This is a genomic window from Paenibacillus lacisoli (assembly GCF_030580655.1).
GTDB classification, from domain to species: domain Bacteria; phylum Bacillota; class Bacilli; order Paenibacillales; family Paenibacillaceae; genus Paenibacillus; species Paenibacillus lacisoli.
On sequence record NZ_JAUQTB010000007.1, the window covers coordinates 16,562 to 34,035 of the forward strand.

General features: G+C 50.2%; 16 protein-coding genes. 3 read left to right on the forward strand and 13 right to left on the reverse strand.

The window, feature by feature from the left end; genetic code table 11:
* Positions 1-178 precede the first annotated feature (178 nt).
* Entirely contained in the window at positions 179-916 is a 738-nt protein-coding gene (locus Q5741_RS13195; RefSeq protein WP_305024563.1) for a DUF2161 family putative PD-(D/E)XK-type phosphodiesterase, read from the forward strand.
* A gap of 34 nt (positions 917-950) precedes the next feature.
* Here Q5741_RS13195 and Q5741_RS13200 read toward each other — a convergent pair whose 3' ends face one another.
* Both Q5741_RS13200 and Q5741_RS13205 read right to left on the reverse strand, forming a co-directional pair.
* Positions 951-2,174 carry an aminotransferase-like domain-containing protein gene (locus Q5741_RS13200; protein ID WP_305024564.1) on the reverse strand — a complete coding sequence of 408 codons (1,224 nt, stop codon included), beginning with the start codon at positions 2,172-2,174 and terminating at the stop codon, positions 951-953.
* A 62-nt stretch (positions 2,175-2,236) separates the two neighbouring features.
* Entirely contained in the window at positions 2,237-2,890 is a 654-nt protein-coding gene (locus Q5741_RS13205) for a response regulator transcription factor (protein ID WP_305024565.1), read from the reverse strand.
* Positions 2,891-3,403: 513 nt separating this feature from the next.
* On the opposite strand from Q5741_RS13205, the gene Q5741_RS13210 reads away from it, so the two are divergent.
* Complete coding sequence (locus Q5741_RS13210) at positions 3,404-3,814, forward strand: coiled-coil domain-containing protein (RefSeq protein ID WP_305024566.1); 411 nt, start codon at positions 3,404-3,406, stop codon at positions 3,812-3,814.
* Positions 3,811-4,878 carry a phosphodiester glycosidase family protein gene (locus tag Q5741_RS13215; RefSeq protein ID WP_305024567.1) on the forward strand — a complete coding sequence of 356 codons (1,068 nt, stop codon included), beginning with the start codon at positions 3,811-3,813 and terminating at the stop codon, positions 4,876-4,878. The genes Q5741_RS13210 and Q5741_RS13215 overlap by 4 nt, the downstream gene beginning before the upstream one ends.
* 135 nt (positions 4,879-5,013) lie before the next feature.
* On the opposite strand, the gene Q5741_RS13220 is transcribed toward Q5741_RS13215, so the two are convergent.
* The 11 genes from Q5741_RS13220 to Q5741_RS13270 form a co-directional block, all read right to left on the reverse strand.
* Positions 5,014-5,268, reverse strand: coding sequence for an AbrB/MazE/SpoVT family DNA-binding domain-containing protein (locus tag Q5741_RS13220; RefSeq protein ID WP_305024568.1), 255 nt, complete (start codon positions 5,266-5,268; stop codon positions 5,014-5,016).
* A gap of 384 nt (positions 5,269-5,652) precedes the next feature.
* Positions 5,653-6,117, reverse strand: a complete 465-nt coding sequence (gene trmL / locus Q5741_RS13225; RefSeq protein WP_305024569.1) for a tRNA (uridine(34)/cytosine(34)/5-carboxymethylaminomethyluridine(34)-2'-O)-methyltransferase TrmL — start codon at positions 6,115-6,117, stop codon at positions 5,653-5,655.
* A gap of 140 nt (positions 6,118-6,257) precedes the next feature.
* Positions 6,258-7,346, reverse strand: a complete 1,089-nt coding sequence (gene serC / locus Q5741_RS13230) for a 3-phosphoserine/phosphohydroxythreonine transaminase (RefSeq protein WP_305024570.1) — start codon at positions 7,344-7,346, stop codon at positions 6,258-6,260.
* Between the two features lie 230 nt (positions 7,347-7,576).
* The gene (gene glnA, locus Q5741_RS13235; RefSeq protein ID WP_305024571.1) at positions 7,577-9,001 is read right to left on the reverse strand and encodes a type I glutamate--ammonia ligase; all 1,425 of its coding nucleotides are present in this window, start codon (positions 8,999-9,001) and stop codon (positions 7,577-7,579) included.
* A gap of 247 nt (positions 9,002-9,248) precedes the next feature.
* Complete coding sequence (aroF, locus tag Q5741_RS13240) at positions 9,249-10,298, reverse strand: 3-deoxy-7-phosphoheptulonate synthase (RefSeq protein WP_305024572.1); 1,050 nt, start codon at positions 10,296-10,298, stop codon at positions 9,249-9,251.
* A 249-nt stretch (positions 10,299-10,547) separates the two neighbouring features.
* Positions 10,548-11,504 (reverse strand): 4-hydroxy-3-methylbut-2-enyl diphosphate reductase, encoded by a 957-nt coding sequence (locus tag Q5741_RS13245; RefSeq protein WP_305024573.1) that lies wholly within the window; start codon positions 11,502-11,504, stop codon positions 10,548-10,550.
* A 143-nt stretch (positions 11,505-11,647) separates the two neighbouring features.
* A complete protein-coding gene (locus Q5741_RS13250) occupies positions 11,648-13,114 on the reverse strand; it encodes a sensor histidine kinase (RefSeq protein WP_305024574.1) in 1,467 nt (488 codons plus the stop codon).
* Positions 13,115-13,804, reverse strand: a complete 690-nt coding sequence (locus Q5741_RS13255; protein WP_305024575.1) for a response regulator transcription factor — start codon at positions 13,802-13,804, stop codon at positions 13,115-13,117.
* A 133-nt stretch (positions 13,805-13,937) separates the two neighbouring features.
* Complete coding sequence (locus Q5741_RS13260; protein ID WP_305024576.1) at positions 13,938-15,605, reverse strand: S1C family serine protease; 1,668 nt, start codon at positions 15,603-15,605, stop codon at positions 13,938-13,940.
* 117 nt (positions 15,606-15,722) lie between these two features.
* On the reverse strand, positions 15,723-16,382 hold the full coding sequence (locus tag Q5741_RS13265; RefSeq protein WP_305024577.1) for a response regulator: 660 nt from the start codon (positions 16,380-16,382) through the stop codon (positions 15,723-15,725).
* Entirely contained in the window at positions 16,379-17,473 is a 1,095-nt protein-coding gene (locus Q5741_RS13270) for a HAMP domain-containing sensor histidine kinase (protein WP_305024578.1), read from the reverse strand. Before Q5741_RS13270 ends, Q5741_RS13265 begins: the two co-directional genes overlap by 4 nt.
* Between the last annotated feature and the right edge of the window lies 1 nt (position 17,474).

Consider the following 17,474-nt stretch of genomic DNA (forward strand, 5'->3'; position numbering starts at 1 on the left):
TGTAATACATACCTATGCGCCCGCGCAGACTTCTTGACCTATTTTTTCAAGGCAGGCCTTCATTCTTTTTTTGCCTCAACAAGTCATAAAGAGCTATGTCATCAGGGTAAAACTCCCTTCACCCCGGACAGGCTGTGCTATAATGATAAGTTGAAAGTCTGCGTTAGGAGTGGATCAGATGGCGGTCAAACATGAAACGGAGCTGTATGCTCCGATCAAGCAGCATTTTGAACAGCAGGGTTATCAAATCAAGGGTGAGGTCCGGGGCTGCGATCTCGTGGGCATGCTTCCGGGACAGGAACGCCCTTTAATTGTAGAGATGAAGAAAACCTTTAATCTGGCACTGCTGCTTCAGGGGGCCGCCCGTCAGAAGCTGAGCGACCAGGTGTATGTGGCTGTCGAACGCAATCGCACCAAGCGCGGTGCGGTCAATCAGCGCTGGGGTGAACTGCGGGAGCTGTGCGTCCGGCTCGGTCTCGGGCTGATCACAGTCACCTTCTATAAGACCAAGACGCCCTTCGTGGAGGTCCTTTGCGAACCTGAATCTGCTGATGCGAAACGTACCGCTGGCCGTTCTCGCCGGACACGTAAGCAGGAACGGCTGCTGGCCGAATTCGAGGCCCGGACAGGTGATTATAATGTTGGAGGCAGCACGGGCCGCAAACTGATGACAGCTTACCGCCAGAAAGCACTGCTGCTGGCCGCAGCCCTGCATGAAGCCGGTGAAGCCGCTCCGGCCCAGCTTGGACGAGCCACCGGCATTGGCAGTGCAGGAACTATCCTCTACCGGGATGTGTACGGATGGTTCAGCCGTGTCCGACGGGGACGCTACAGGCTGACGGAACAGGGTGTTCAATCCCTGCAGGACTACGCTAATGTACTGGAAGACATAGACAGCAAAAAGCAGAGATCCTGAATCTCTGCTTTTTGGTCTTCAATCTGTACCCGCCTTAACTGCGGGCTGTAAATTCCCCAATAGACTCCCCGATCAGGTTCATTCCCATCAACAATTCATCCCGGCCAGGGTGACTGAAATTCAGCCGAATGAAATGTTCCCCTCCTGCTCCAGCTGTACAGAGCGGTCCTGGAAGAAAAGCTACACCCTTTGGCAGCGCAGCCTTCAACAGCGCAAGGCTGTCCAGCGCTCCGGGCAGCTCTACCCACAGGTACATACCTCCCTGAGGCATGATATAGCTTGCGTCCTGCCAGGCAGGACGTTTCAGCAGCTCCAGCATCAGCTTCAGCCGGGTCTCATACTCGCGGTTCAGGAGGGCCAGATGGTTGTGAAAATCAAAACCTGATTCGACCAGCAGCTGGTACAGCAGACGCTGGTTCAATGTACTGGACTGCATATCCGCCATCTGTTTCAGGGAGGACATGGCCCGGATCAGCTCTGAAGGACCGGCTGCCCATCCGATCCGGAGTGCAGGAGCGACGGTCTTGCTGAAGGAGCCAATGTAGAGCACACTACCGCCTTGTCCCGCTCCATCCAGAGAGAACAGGGAAGGATAATCCTTGGTAAAGTCATTCTTTGACCTTCTGCCAAAATGAAGATCCCCATAGGAGTCGTCTTCGACAATCAGGACTCCAGCCTGGCGGCAGAGCTCCAGAACTTCCTTCCGGCGCTCTGCACTCCATAAGCTTCCTGTCGGATTAGAGAAGCTCGGTGCGGCGAAGAACAGCTTCGGATGCTCAGACTGGATGCCCGCCTTTAAGGCCTCCAGAAGCACCCCGTCCTTGTCACTGGGCAGCCCGACAACCCGAGCCCCTTGAGCTCCAAGCACCTGCAGGCATCCGGGTGAGGTCGGGTTCTCCACCAGTACCGTGTCACCCGGATTTACAAGCAGACGAATGACCAGGTCAATCGCCTGCTGACTGCCTGTCGTTAATAAAATATGTTCAGTATGGACCGTGATATACTTGCGCTGCTCCCACTCGGCGGCCAGCCACTCCCGAAGCGGCCGGTATCCTTCATACTCCCCGTATTGAAGAGCCTCCGGGCCGGCCTTGAACACCGTATGGACGCTCTCCTTCAGCAGCTTGATCGGAAACAGCTCTTCCGCCGGAAGCTCCTCGGCCAAAGAGATAAACGAATCTCTTACGGCGTTCTCCCGAATGAGGCGCATCGGAGAGGACAGCAGACTTGCGGTACGTGAAGCGAACGAATACTTCAATTCATCGACTCCTCCTATCCACTGTATATCCCGTGTTCTTTCTCTATGTTGTTCCTGGGTTCTTATGCGTAGATCTGCTTCTGCTGACGAGCATAGAGCGCATATTTCTCGATGGCTTGTGCACGGCTCGCTACACCCAGCTTAGCATAAATTTTACGCAGGTAGTTATCAATTGAACGCCGGCTCACCGCCAGCTCAATCGCAATTTTATCATATGTAATTCCCTGAACGATACGCTCCATTATAAAAATTTCTGTTTCTGTCAGCTCAGCAAATTTCTCGTCCAGGATCGGAGTAAACGGCCACTGTCCGCCCCGCATCCAGTCCATGGGTACGGATAACATGCCTTGACGCAGACCGCGGATCATATGCATCAGCTGCATCGGTGACGCCTGCTTGGACATGGAGCCGCTTGCACCTGCCGCCAGCAGCTGCTGAAACAGCCCCGCATTATCCTCATCGGTCATAATTAAAATATGGCTTTCGGGCGATACCCGGATCATATCTGTGATTACATTCTCGGCACTCGCATCCGGCAGCTTGTAATCCATCATAATTAATTCCGGCTGGTAAGCTCTTACAAGCTCCAGTCCCTCCGCAGCGGTCGAACCCATTCCCTTCACAACCAGATCCTGCTGTTCTTCAAGTATTAATTTGGAACCAAGCATACTGGTCGGGTGAATATCAATGATGACCACCTGCCACATATCGTTCATACTAACTCCCCCTGTACTAAATATCATCCGTTCCTGCGTGAAGCGCTTAACCTAGTAAGCAGCCCCGATTCGAAGAAGTCAATAATACAGCCGCACCTTCCCCATACCGGACCTTGCAGCAAATAAACGCATACCGGCATCCCCCTGGAAAAGGCCTTCATTGTTCTTCCATATATTTAATATCGGCATAATCCTCCCGCTGTTCAAGTCCCTTCGACAAGAAAGTGATTCGCACAGCCTATTTACGAAAAAAACTTCCATTTTTCCGCTATTTCCAATGCGTCCATCGTCCTAATCATTACAAAATAAAAGCTATACTCGTTTCATAGAGATACGAAACTGGCAATGGGGACGCGCAAACGGTCCAGCTCCTCTGTTGATTGTATCGCTGTTCTTTGATTTGAAGCAATCTATTTTTGTCGTACATTGTAAATCTATTCATTTTTGCGAAAAGGTTGGCACCATGATAGAATGAGGACTGAAAAAAATAAAATCGATCCAGGAGGGAAACAAATGCCACCATCTACGGACCCTTCCTCCACTCCTTATGTTCGCCGAAGCACGAATAAGAACGGTTCTTCTGTCAGGCTTTTTTTGATTTTTTGGGTGATTCTGATCGGCTTGGGCGTCTTTGCTACCTATTTATATAGCAATCATCTGAAACAGGAAATGCTTCAAGAGGTGCAATCACAGACCAATCAGCAGATAGCTGCCCTTAAAGCCGATTACGAAAAGCAGCTAAAGGCCCTCTCCCAGCAAATTGAAGGATTACAGGGGAAGGTACAGTCGTTTAATGAGCTTCTGACGTTTACGAAGGACAACGCAAGCAATAAGACCGATAACAGCAACAAGCTGTATACCCAGCTTAATGAAGTGAAGCAGCAGCTGGATATTCTTCAGAAGAAGATGGAGCTCTTGAAATGAAGCTTCAAGCCAAACAAATGAACCGGCTATTTATGCTTGCGACTGCTCCTTTTATAGGTTTAATTCTGTGTCTTCTACTGATCCAGCAGCCTCTTAAGCTGAACGACTCCGCTGCCAGCTATGTGCCTTCGGAGGAAGTGACTGCTCTGACCCATAATGTCAGCAGCCAGCTGGATCGTGCAGAAGAGATGGCTAAGTATACCATCTCTTCTATACGCCATACTGGTGAACTCTATCAGCGCACTACGCAGACCATGTCTGCCATTTATCAGAATGTCAGCCAGCAGGCAACGCGTCCGGAGATCATCTATAACCGCCGGATTACGGCCAAGCTGGGCTACCCTTATGAGCGGGTCGACAGCAGCCGGATTACGATCGAGCTGTACAAGCTGAATCCCGGTGTCTACCAGGGATATGCGATGAAGATCAAGCTGAAAGATCCCTCGGCGATGAAAATGGCGCTGGGCGGCGACACCCTGGGTACCTCGGAGACCACGATGAAGGCCGTTCTGCGGCATGGAGCCGTAGCCGGAATTAATGCCGGCGGCTTCGCTGACGGCGGGGGCAAACGTTACCCGCTCAGTACAACCGTGATGAACGGCCATTATCTGACAGGCTTCCAGTCCAGCTTCAAGGACCTCAGCTTTGTCGGTCTGAGTTCTTCGGGTAAACTGATTGGCGGTAAATTTTTTAACCAGTCTTCGCTGGACCAGCTGAACCCGACATTCGGAGCAACCTTTGTTCCCGTCCTGCTGAAGGACGGGCAACGGACACCGATTCCGTATAAATGGCAGATTTCGCCGAAGCGTGCTCCTCGTACTGTCATCGGCAATTACAAGGATGATCAGCTGCTGGTCATCGTTGTAGACGGATATAACGAGAGGGGAAGCTCTGGCGCCACCCTGCAGGAGCTGCAGAACAAGATGTTCAACCTGGGTGTGCAGGATGCCTACAATCTGGACGGCGGCGGTTCTTCCTCGCTCATCCTGAATGGGCGGGTCGTCAACAAACCTTCGGATGGACAGCTTCGTCCGGTGCCCACTCATTTCTTATTCTTTAAATAAAAAGGGGAAGCCTGCCATTCTTACCGGCAAGGCCTCCCTTTTTTGTGTGCAGCAGATCGGATCCATTCGGAACCTGCCTGCTGTCAACCCGCTATATAGTGTCCAACCGCATCCTGTTGGGTTATCCTAGAACTATTAACGATGAACAGCCAGGCCGCTCATCTCTTCCATGCACTCTCCACAAATATAACGATCCTTAAACTCCTTCACTTCCTCCATCGAGCCGCAGAACACACACTTCGGACGGTAACGCTCCAGAATGATGTGATCGCCCTGTACCAGAATTTCGACAGGATCTCCCTCATTCATTTGATATCTTTTACGAAGTGACTTGGGCAGAACAATTCTCCCCAGCTGATCCACCTTACGAACAACACCAGCAGGTTTCATAAATCCTTTACACCTCTCCTGTATAATCAATCTTTTATGCTTTTTGCACAAAATCACTGCAGCATGCCGATATAAGATATAAGGCTGGACCATGGTTCATTCCTGCCTATACAAATTGGAAGCAGTTAACTAGACCTTATGCAAATTGCTCAAAATAAGCCTTTAGGCTATTTATAATATAACATTCGATACAAGCCTGTCGAATCCTGCTGACTTTAAGAAATTTTATTGTAGAATTATAATACTTTTTATTTCACCAAATAACGAAGAAGAGACATTCGGAACCCAACGGACATGATAGTCGTTGTCGTTTGCGGTCGAATGTCTCTTTTCGATGCAGTTCCCGGGGCCTGTCACACGCCTTGATACGGGAAATCTGCTGTCTTATTGCATATCCGGGAAATCCAACTGCCGTAACGCTTCAAATACAATAATAGCGGCTGAATTCGACAGATTCATGGAACGTACTTTATCCGTCATCGGCATCCGGATCGCTGTTTCTGCGTTGCTGGCCAGCAGCTCAGGCGGCAGTCCCTTGGTCTCTTTGCCAAATACGAAGAAGTCCCCGTCCTGATATTGAAAGTCCGTATACCGCTGGGTCGCCTTTGTAGATGTGAAGAAAAAGCGGCTGCCTGCATACTTCTCCTGTACCTCAGCAAAAGAATCATGGTATTCAATATGAACGGCATACCAGTAATCAAGCCCGGCCCGTTTCAATGTGGCATCATCCGTACGGAAGCCGAGCGGTCTTACAAGATGAAGATGGATGCCTGTCGCAGCACAGGTTCTGGCAATATTGCCGGTGTTAGCCGGAATCTCCGGTTCTACAAGTACAATGTGTAGTGGCATGTATAGTTAGTCCTTTCCCTCTGTTAGATCTTTATCTATTATACCCCATCCCCGCAAGTCAAAAAAATCCACCTGCAGATCAAGCTGCAGATGGATTGTATCAGGTTGTACCTACGCTAAATGATGCATCTGTTCATTCGTCAGCCGTTGGTCTTGCGGAAATAATCCATAAAGTCGGTCAGAGCACGGCAGCTCTCATAAGGAACCGCATTATAAATGGATGCGCGCAGACCCCCAACACTGCGGTGTCCCTTAAGACCTACAAATCCTTCTTCTTCACTTGCCTTGATGAATTTCTTCTCCAGCTCTTCTGATTGCAGACGGAATGTCACATTCATAATGGAACGGTCATCGGTATGGACACAACCCTGATAGAAACCAGCACTCTCATCAATGGTCTGGTACAGCAGCGATGCCTTCTCACGGTTTTGGCGTTCGACACCGTCAATCCCGCCTTGTTCTTCTATCCACTTCAGGACTTCGTTCACCATATAAACAGAGAAGGACGGAGGTGTGTTATAGAGCGAGTTATTCTTCACGTGCGTATCATAACGCAGCATAGTTGGAATGGTGGAAGGTGAGCTGCTTACAAGCTCTTCACGGGCGACTACAACTGTAATGCCGGAAGGACCAAGGTTCTTCTGGGCTCCTGCATAGATCATCCCGAACTGCTTGATATCGATGTTTCGTGACAAAATATCACTCGACATATCCGCAATGAGCGGAATGGAGCCGGTCTCAGGATACTGCTGATATTGAGTTCCCTCAATCGTTTCATTGGACGTCACATGAAGATAAGCGGTGTTCTCCGGCAGTTCGAGCCGGCTTACATCCGGGATGCGCATATACTTGTCCTCTTCAGAGGAAGCCGCCACATGCGTTTGTCCAATCAGCTTAGCCTCTTTGAGCGCCTTATCGGCCCAGCTGCCTGTCTTGACATAGCTCGCTGTCTTGCCCTCTGTCAGCAGGTTGAAAGGCAGCATGGCGAATTGTGTACTTGCTCCGCCCTGAAGAAAAAGAACTTTGTAGCCTTCTGTAATTCCAAGCAGCTTAAGCAGACGTTCCTGTGCCTCATGATGAACCGACTCATATACGGCTCCGCGATGTGACATCTCCATGATCGACATTCCGGTACCGCGAAAATCGACGAATTCAGCCTGTGCTCGTTCCAACACGGCCAGCGGCAGTGCAGCGGGTCCTGCATTAAAATTATATGCTCTCTTGGTCAAGTTTCTCCCACCCTTTCGACAACTCTGTTGCTGTATTATCGCTATGATAGCAGTAAACGTTCCGGGCATCAAGCCAATTTTCAAAATAACTGACATCACATGATATATTATTGAATGTTCGGAATTTGGAATTTAAGAAGCCTTATTTTCAGATATAGCTTGTCCCTCAAATAAAGCAAAAAGCCTCCGGATACCGGAGACTTTTATTCATTACGATCATCTGCCCGATCTTAGCAGTCGAAGTACAGGCTGTATTCATGCGGATGAACACGGATGGATACTGATTTTGCTTCAGCGCGTTTGACCTCTACATAGTTATCGATAAAGTCCTTCGTAAATACGCCGCCTTCAGTCAGGAATTCGAAGTCCGCTTCCAGTGCGTCAAGCGCTTCGTCCAGTGTACCCGGAACGCTGCGGATTTTACCTTTCTCTGCATCCGAGAGCTCGTAGATGTTAGTATCAAGCGGACCGTAGCCCAGTTCAACCGGATCGATTTTACGCTTGATGCCGTCCAGACCAGCCATCAGCATGGCTGCAAACGCAAGGTAAGGGTTCGCTGTGGAGTCCGGTGTACGGAACTCGATGCGGCAGCCTTTAGGTGTAACAGCTGCTACAGGGATACGTACTGCAGCGGAACGATTACCTTTGGAGAATACCAGGTTAACCGGAGCTTCATAACCAGGAACCAGACGTTTGAACGAGTTGGTGCTCGGATTCGTCAGAGCGATTAGAGCTGGTGCATGGTACAGGATACCGCCGATGTAATTCAGTGCCATTTGGCTGAGGTTCGCATAAGCACCTTTTTCGAAGAACAATGGCTCGTCGCCATTGAAGATCGACTGGTGAACGTGCATGCCGCTGCCGTTGTCGCCGAACAATGGTTTCGGCATGAATGTTGCAACTTTGCCGTACTGGCGAGCTGTGTTGTGCACGATATATTTATAAACGAGCAGATTGTCTGCTGTTTTCTTCAAGGTATCAAAACGGAAGTTGATTTCTGCCTGGCCTGCAGTCGCTACTTCGTGGTGATGGCGTTCTACTCGAAGGCCTGCTTCACCCAGCAGTCGACACATTTCACTGCGGATATCCTGCTGCGTATCAACAGGTGCAACCGGTACATAACCGCCTTTAACGCCTACCTTGAAACCAAGGTTGCCGCCTTCTTCCTTGCGGTTCGTATTCCATGCTGCTTCTTCGGAATCAACAAAGAAGGAAGAGCTGTTCATGCCGCTTTCGTAGCGAACATCGTCGAAGATGAAGAATTCGGATTCTGGAGCGAAAAACGCTGCTGTGCCCACGCCGGCTGTTTGCAGGAACTCTTCAGCTTTGGCAGCGATACCGCGAGGGTCGCGATCATAACGTTCGCCATCTGGTGTATGGATGTTGCACATCACGTTAAGCGTAGGGTGAGCCGTAAACGGATCGATGTATACAGCCTCAGGGTCAGGCATCATAACCATGTCAGACTCTTCAATTCCACGGTAACCCTGGATAGAAGAACCGTCGAAAGCAACGCCATTCACGAAAGTTTCTTCGTCAACTTCAGTAGCTGGCAGTGAGATATGATGAGCACGGCCGGACAAGTCTACAAAACGGAAGTCTACCCACTCGATATTGTTTTCCTGAATAGATTTCAATACATTTTCAACCGACATGTTTTCTTCCTCCCAATTTTCCCGAACATTAAACAGCTTTTGGATGATAACGTTCATGATCGTTTATTTTTTTCTGTCGTCATTATAAATCTCATACATGACATGGTCAATAGCTATGTCAGGTATTTTTAAAACTTATGTAAGATATTCTTACGCTTTCTTGATGACCGTTAGATATAAAAAATAGCCCGCTATCACTGCACAAAGAGCAGGAAACAGCGGGCCAGGAAGACCCTATGCGTAAAGCTTAAGAAAGGATACCGGCAGGTGATTTAGGCGTGGCAAACGATTTGCCGACCAGCGGCGCCAGCTTCTCCAGATCCTGCAGCAATTCTGCGAATTGATCCGGGAACAGGGACTGCACCCCGTCTCCGGTCATGGAGTTGTCGGGATCCGTATGCATCTCGATAATGAGGCCGTCTGCGCCTGCAGCTACAGAGGCCTTCGTCATAGGAGCTACTAGTTCCCGTCTTCCTGTGCCATGGCTCGGATCCGAGATGACAGGCAAATGGCTCAGGTTCTGCAGAACCGGAATGGCTGACAGGTCGAGCGTATTACGTGTGTAGCTCTCAAACGTACGGATTCCGCGCTCACACAGCATGACATTCGGATTGCCTCCGGCCAGGATGTATTCAGCCGCATTTAGAAATTCATCATAAGTCGCGCTGAAACCACGCTTAAGGAGAACTGGCTTGTCAGTCTCTCCCAGCTTGCGCAGCAAATCAAAGTTCTGCATGTTGCGTGTACCGACCTGCAGAATATCGGCGTATTCGGCACAAATGTCCACATACTCCGGTGTCATCACTTCCGTAATGGTCACAAGGCCGTGCTTATGCCCTGCTTCAGCCATCATAATCAGTCCTTCTACACCTGTCCCCTGGAAGCTGTACGGGCCTGTACGGGGCTTGAATGCGCCGCCGCGAAGCACCTGACCGCCGGCTGCCTTCACCAATCCTGCGATCTCATCAATCTGCTGTGCGTTCTCTACCGCGCAGGGGCCGCCCATGACGACGAGTTCTCCTCCCCCGATCTGGACACCCTTAACTGAGATGACGGTATTATCCGGATGGAAATCCCGGCTGGCCAGCTTGTATGATTTTGAAATCTTCACCACATTCTCGACACCGTTCATCTGACGCAGATGATCTGCCAGTCTAGGCTCGACACTTCCAATCAGGCCAATGACAATGCGGTCCTCTCCGCGCGAGACATGCACCTGCAGCCCCTCACGCTCAATGACTTGAATAATATCCTGAATTTGCTCCTCCGGTGTACGGCTGTTCGCAATAACGATCATTTCTCCTCTTCCTTTCCTAGTGCTGTATTCACCCCGAAAAAAGTTCTGAATGATAGCTCGAATGATATAAGAACACCTTCACTGTTACAATCACTGTCTCTATTACAATCACTGTTATACTTAAACGCTTGTTCGCTTTTAAGCTTTTATCCACTAAAGCAAATATACAGTATTCTTACATCCTAGTCAAGCTTAACGGTTAAACAGCATCTAAAAAGAACCCGGCATTCGCCAGGTTCTTGCTTATCTTTATGGTGTTGTCTTGCTTTTCTCTTTGACTGGCGGCAGCAGCCGCTTCATGTTGATCGTCCGCTTGATTTCCCATGTCTCCGGCTTTGCCGGATCATACTGCTCCAGGTAGGTAATTACCTCCTTGGTAATCGGAGTTGGTGTAGAAGCGCCCGAAGTAACTGCCACTTTGGATACGCCCTGCAGCCATTCCTGCTTTAATTCAGTCACATCCGAAATACGGTATGCTGTGGTGCCCGCGATTTCTTCAGATACCTGCGCGAGACGGTTCGAGTTATTACTGCGCGGATCGCCTACTACGATAACGAGATCGGCCTGACCCGCTTGTTCTGCAACCGCTTCCTGACGAACCTGTGTCGCCAGGCAAATTTCATTGTGAACTTCAGCACCCGGATATTTCTCCAGTAATTTCTTCATGATATGTTTGATATCCCATTGGCTCATGGTTGTCTGATTCGTAATCACAATTTTGCCTGACGGAATTACAAGATCATCGATCTCCTCTTCCTTCTCAATCAGATGAACATGATCCGGAGCGATGCCAATTGCACCTTCGGGTTCCGGATGATTCTTCTTCCCGATATAAATAATCTCATACCCGGCAGCAGCCTTTTCCTCAATCAGCGTATGAGTTTTCGTTACGTCCGGACAGGTCGCATCCACCGTAGTGAGACCTTTCTCACGCGCAAGCTTGCGAACCTCTGGTGAAATGCCGTGCGCTGTGAAAATAACCGTACCGCTGTCCACCTGCTTCAGAATCTCCATCCGGTTCGGTCCATCCAGAGTAATGATACCCTCTTCTTCAAACGAGTTCGTTACATGACTGTTGTGCACAATCATGCCTAATATATAAATAGGCCGGGGAAGGTCCAGATTACGTGCAGCCTGGCGTGCCAGCACCATGGCATCCACGACACCGTAGCAGTACCCCCGCGGAGATATACGCAATACTTCCAAAAGTAGCACCTGCTTTCTCTTCCCGGACAATCACGGTGAGCAGAACCTGCCTCATCTCCGGACTGCCGGGTCAGCTCTCGCTGAATATTTGATTGATATATGACCCGCACCGGGCCACACAGCCATCATGCTCCCATTATAGCCTATTCTACCGGAGCGGAAAAGCTGGCCGGCAGCCAGATGATAAAGGTGGTTCCCTCACCGCGGCGTGTGACGACTTCTACGGACCCTTTGTGCTCCTCTATAATCCATTTGGCAATCGATAACCCAAGCCCAATTCCTTCTGTTGCTCCGCGGGACTCATCAGCCCGATAGAAGCGATCAAAGATATAAGGAACTTCATCCTTGTCCATACCGATCCCTGTATCACTGACACGCAGTCCGACCTGTCCCTTGTACAACACGGCGTCAAAGGTAACATGGCCCTCGGGTGTGTACTTGAAGGCATTCTCGATAAAGATAAAGAGCATCTGCTGCAGATAATCCTTACTGCCATTCACATAGACACCATTGAGAACAGAAAAGTCACCCACACGCCACTCTGCGCTGTGCTCAAGGAATTGGGCACGGCGTGCTACTTCCTTGACTACAATTTCCAGCGGCACCGGCTCCTTATCGATCGTCTGCCCCGTGTCCGCACGCGCAAGAGACAGCATGTCGTTAACGAGTCTGCTCATCCGTTTACCTTCATCCGCCATATCATCGATGGCTTCCATGGACATGGCACGCAGTGTCTCTTCGTCCAAATTCGGCCGTTCGCTCTGATCGGAGGCCCACATTTTCTTAAGGAAATCAACGTTGCCCCGGATTGTAGTCAACGGTGTGCGAAGCTCATGAGAAGCATCGGATACGAAGCGCCGCTGCTTCGCGTAAGCGTTCTCCAGATTTTTATAGAAGCCCTCTGTACGCTCCAGCATCAGATTCACCGTACCGATCAGACTTCCGATTTCGTCCGGCGGACCATCATATTCTATACGCACACTAAGATCGTCACCCGACTGGATCTGATTCGCGGCCTCAATAACCTTGACTAGCGGACGCATCGATTTGCGCGCCAGGAACAGGCCTGTCGAAGCAGCCAATACGACAGCGATCAGGGAACCATAGACCAGAATGTACTGCAGCCGATCCATAAGACGGTCCTGCGATGTGGTAAACTGGGCAACCTGCAGATAGGCAATAACCTGATCTTCCCCAGTCGCATAGAGCGGTGTCTGATACATCATCGCGGGATAACCGTTAAATTTGATTTTGTGAACACCTTTTTCCGCCGCAGCCTGATCTGCCTGGGGAACGTTGAACCGTAAATTGCTGTCCTTGAGATTGCTTGTAATAAAAGACTGCCCTGTACGGTAGTCATTAATCTGCACATAATATTGCGCATCGCCCAGCTTGCTCTGGGTAGCAGCGTCCGGCTTTACATTCAGCTGGCTCGAGAACGGATCCAGATTCATCTGGTCGATCAGGCTTTCCCCCATGTTCTGAATTTGAATCTCTATCTCATGGTACGTATTGTAGTGGACCAGCCCGTAAATCCCCAGCCCGAAAATAAACAAAACCAGTGCAAGGATGCCTGAATACCAGGCGGTCAGTCGTAAGCGAATCGACATCTAGCTGTCACCTCTAAGTATATAACCTGCACCACGGATCGTCTGAATAATCCGTTTACCTCCAAACTCCTCCGTTTTTTGCCTCAGCATGGCAATATATACCTCAAGCACATTGGATTCACCACTGTAGTCATAACCCCAGATTTTGTCCATGATCAGATCCCGGGACAGAACACGCTTCGGATTCTGCATGAAGAGATGCAGCAGCTCGAACTCCTTGGCCGTCAGCTCCAGACGCTGGCCGCCGCGGACCACCTCACGTGAATCGTTATCCAGCATAATATCTTCGAATACCAGCGCTGCGCTGGAACTGTCTGCTGTCTCAGTTTTCCGGCGCAGCAGTGCACGTACACGGGCCAGCAGTTCTTCGAGAGCAAACGGCTTAACCAGATAATCATCGGCACCCAGATCAAGTCCTTTGACCCGGTGTTCGATCTCATCCTTTGCTGTCAGCATCAGGATCGGTACGGTGCTGCCCGCTTCGCGCAGTCGGCGGCACACTTCAAATCCGTCCACCTGCGGCATCATCACATCCAGAACAACAACATCCGGTTCACCCGACAGCATCTTGTTCAGTCCCTCGGCACCGTTGCTTGCGGTCAACACCTCGTACCCTTCGAAGGCAAGTCCACGGCGCAGCATCGATACAATTTTATCATCATCATCAATTACCAATATGGTTGATCTCATATTTATATCTATCCCCTTTAATCAGCTCTGATCTTGGATAACCCCATATCCTTATTGTATCCGTGGCATGCAAAAAGCGGAAGGGGCTGCCCTTCCGCCTGCTGGATACCCAGATGGCCGGCTTGTGAACATCTTAGCGCTGAGAAGAATCCTGACTTTGTCCCTGCTGCGAGCTCGCAAACTGGTTACGGTCGCCGAGTTTCACTTTCAGGTCCAGGTTTTTACCGTCGCGATTGACGTTCAGCGTAATCGTATCACCGACTTTTTGCTTTTGGATAAAGGCAATCAATTCCTGGCTGGTTGCATATTTTGTACCATTGATGCCTGTAATAATGTCATATTGACGTAGATCTGCCTGGTAAGCCGGGGACTTGAACATAACCTGGTTAACATATGCACCTTCAGTCAGTGTTGTTCCCAGTTCCTGGGCAACCTGAGGGCTCATGTCTCCCAAAGTCGCACCGATGAACGGTACAGGCTCTTTAGGGATTTCCTGATTATTCTTAAGCTTATCCAGTACCGACGAAATCGTGTTGGCCGGAATTGCAAAACCAATACCTTGGGCATCCGCACTTACCGCTACGTTCATGCCAATGACCTCACCGTTCAGATTCAGCAGCGGACCACCAGAGTTACCAGGGTTGATGGAAGCATCCGTCTGAATCAAATGCTTGTACTGGGTAGGTTGGCCTGTAGATTCACTGTTAATTGTGATTTCACGTTCCTTCGCACTCAGGACACCTGCAGTTACAGAATGTTCGAACCCTTCCGGGTTACCGATCGCAACCATCCACTCGCCAACCTGAGCGTTATCAGAGTTGCCAAGCGATACGATAGGGAAATCATTGTTTCCTTCGATCTTCAGCACAGCCAGATCCAGATCTGCACTGTGACCAAGCAGTTTGGCTTCGTAAGGTCTGTTATTATTCATGTTCTCAACCGTAACCTGAATGACATCAGCGCCTTCAATAACGTGATTGTTCGTCAGGATATAGCCGCTTTTATCAAAAATAAAACCGGAACCAATACCAAGCGGTGTCAGCTTGCCGCTGCCGCTGCTGCCGCTGTCGTTGCCGCCATTATTGCTGCTGCCATCACCGGAACCGCCAAAAAAGTACTGGTACAACGGGTCATTAAAATAAGAGTTGCCGCTGTTCCCGCTGTTTCCACCGTTACTGCTGCTGCCGCCTGATTTGGACAAGGTGCTGATCTTCACGACTGCAGGTCCCGCCTTTTTCACTACAGACTGCACATCAGCCGATCCGCTAGGCATAACAGCCGGTACGACACCGCTGGAGCCCGAACCGTTGTTATCATTACTGCCCGAGCCTTCGCCCGAAGCTGTGGTCGCCGCGGCTGACTGGTTCTGATTGAGAGCTGCATCCGGCGTGAACAGATTGGTCCGGTCTGCTGTATACATCAGCACGGTGATGACAATCATGCCGGCGATGAAGGAAAAGAAAGCAGTACGGAATGATGATTTCTTCGGCTTCTGGTTATACTGCCAATTCTTGCCGCTGGCGCCGCCTGAATTGCTGCTGGCCGGCTGCGGAACCGGATTGGATTGATAGGCTGCCGGAATCGGTTTGACCTGCTGAGGCTCCGTCACCTCAACCTCACCTTCCTGTCTTCCGTAGCCATTCTCGCCAGAAGAGGTTCTGCCTGCTTCGTTATTGTTAATAGAAGAAAACGGTCCGTAAGAGTAGTAGTAGGATGAGTTTTTGTTTTTCTCGCTGGACTGCTGACCTGCTGCTTGATCCTTCTCATCTTCACGGCGACCGAATTGTTTGTTATCGTCCATCGTTAGCTTCCTCCTGTCCTTTAACTACAAAGGTTGTTCTTTTAACTGTCTTTATTTTGTACTTTAAACCTTAAGTACACATTAAAAACAATTAAAAAGGAGATAAAAGCCATATAATCAGGTGTTCTGCACCCATCCTTTGCGGTGAGCATAAATGGCCAGCTGTGTCCGATCCTCCAACTCGCACTTCATCAGCAGGTTGCTGACATGGGTTTTCACCGTCTTGATGCTGATATGCAGCTCTTCTGCGATATCCTTGTTGCTCTTGCCTTCCGCGATCAGCAGCAGCACTTCCTTCTCACGCTCGGTCAGTCCGGAATCGTCGCTTTGAGCGGCACGCTGCCGGATACCGCGAGTCAATGCCTGTGAGACGTCGCTGGTCATCACCGGCATCCCCCGGCAGGCTCCCTGGAGCGCGTAAATCAACTCTTCGGCTGATACCGTCTTCAGCACGTAGCTGACAGCACCAGCTTCAACTGCCTCGACCACCAGGTCGTCCTCCAGGAAGCTGGTCAGGATCACAATCTTAAGATGCGGAAACTTGCCGAGTATCGCCCGTGTCGCCTGTGCCCCGTTCATAACCGGCATCATGAGGTCCATTAAAATAAGATCTGGATGCTCCTCAGCCGGGTGATTCAGAAGATAATCCAGCATTCTTTGCCCGTTATCCGCTTCACCTATGACCTCAATGCTTGGCTCCAGCATCAGGTATGTTTTTAAGCCCATCCGTACCATATCATGATCATCAACAATCATCACTCTCATTGTACTGCTCATTCCTTCCTCGGCTCCTCTCCGCTTTCCGGAATATCGTGGTTTCTGTCCAACACTTCAGCTTGTTCATCTTTATATATTGGTATATGTACTCGTATGGTTGTACCTGCTCCCGGCTTGCTGACAATAGCTACCTGTCCCCCGAGCTTCTCCGCACGCTCCCGCATCGTCATCAGACCGTAAGAGCCCTGCCTCGTCTCGCTCTGCTGAAATCCTTGACCATCATCGCTCAAGCTCATGCTCACATGCCGTTCCCCTTCACGCAAAAAAAGGCTGACCAGCCGCGCATCGGCATGCTTCACAATATTTGCCATTGCCTCCTGGATGATCAGGAACAACTGATGCTCAATCGCTTCCGATAAGTCCCCCTGCAAGTCCAGCTCCTTGATTCCTTTCAGGCCGTTCTGGCGGCAGTAGTCCGGGAACCAGCCATCCAGGGCTTCGGCCAGACATTTCCCCTGGAGCTCCACAGGCCGAAGCTGGGCGATGAGCGCCCGCATCTGCTTCTGGGCGGATTGGGATATCGAGATCAGCTGATCCATCACCTGTTTGCCCTGTTCGGGACTTGCTTCCAGCACCTTCGGCAGCGCTGAAGCCGACATATGTATAGCGAACAGCTGCTGGCTGACCGTATCATGGAGATCCCGTGCCAGACGCCGCCGCTCCTCCAGCACCGCACGCTCTGCAGACTGCTCCTTTTCCAGCACCTCCTGCTCACCGAATCGCTGCAGCAGGCGCATTTTTTTCTCCATCGCGTCCATCATCGTATTAAATTCGTGATAGACCCTGGCGAAGGAACGGTCTCCGGTCTCAGGCATACGAACAGACAAATTTCCTTTGGTGACCTGCAGCATATTCAGATCCAGCATATCAATCCGGCGCTGGATCCGAATGCCGGCTATATAACCGATAACAGCAGTGGCGATGAGAATGCTGAGGATATACAGCAGCCAGACATGCGTGTCCGTTACCCGGATATAGCCATTCCAATATCCCATGTAGAGAGCTAACGCGGACACCGCACCCGTGAGCAAAAAATAAGTCAACAGCTCCCACTTGGCTGTTTTGAACAGGGACAAAGTATTCTTGATCATC

Bases quoted from the DNA above. Each gene is read 5' to 3' on its own strand.
- Q5741_RS13260 (WP_305024576.1), bottom strand. From the start codon at position 15,605: ATGGACGATAACAAACAATTCGGTCGCCGTGAAGATGAGAAGGATCAA.
- trmL (WP_305024569.1), bottom strand. From the start codon at position 6,117: ATGCCACTACACATTGTACTTGTAGAACCGGAGATTCCGGCTAACACC.
- aroF (WP_305024572.1), bottom strand. From the start codon at position 10,298: ATGATCGTTATTGCGAACAGCCGTACACCGGAGGAGCAAATTCAGGAT.
- glnA (WP_305024571.1), bottom strand. From the start codon at position 9,001: ATGTCGGTTGAAAATGTATTGAAATCTATTCAGGAAAACAATATCGAG.
- Q5741_RS13265 (WP_305024577.1), bottom strand. From the start codon at position 16,382: ATGAGCAGTACAATGAGAGTGATGATTGTTGATGATCATGATATGGTA.
- Q5741_RS13220 (WP_305024568.1), bottom strand. From the start codon at position 5,268: ATGAAACCTGCTGGTGTTGTTCGTAAGGTGGATCAGCTGGGGAGAATT.
- Q5741_RS13205 (WP_305024565.1), bottom strand. From the start codon at position 2,890: ATGAACGATATGTGGCAGGTGGTCATCATTGATATTCACCCGACCAGT.
- Q5741_RS13215 (WP_305024567.1), top strand. From the start codon at position 3,811: ATGAAGCTTCAAGCCAAACAAATGAACCGGCTATTTATGCTTGCGACT.
- Q5741_RS13210 (WP_305024566.1), top strand. From the start codon at position 3,404: ATGCCACCATCTACGGACCCTTCCTCCACTCCTTATGTTCGCCGAAGC.
- Q5741_RS13195 (WP_305024563.1), top strand. From the start codon at position 179: ATGGCGGTCAAACATGAAACGGAGCTGTATGCTCCGATCAAGCAGCAT.
- Q5741_RS13270 (WP_305024578.1), bottom strand. From the start codon at position 17,473: ATGATCAAGAATACTTTGTCCCTGTTCAAAACAGCCAAGTGGGAGCTG.
- Q5741_RS13255 (WP_305024575.1), bottom strand. From the start codon at position 13,804: ATGAGATCAACCATATTGGTAATTGATGATGATGATAAAATTGTATCG.
- Q5741_RS13250 (WP_305024574.1), bottom strand. From the start codon at position 13,114: ATGTCGATTCGCTTACGACTGACCGCCTGGTATTCAGGCATCCTTGCA.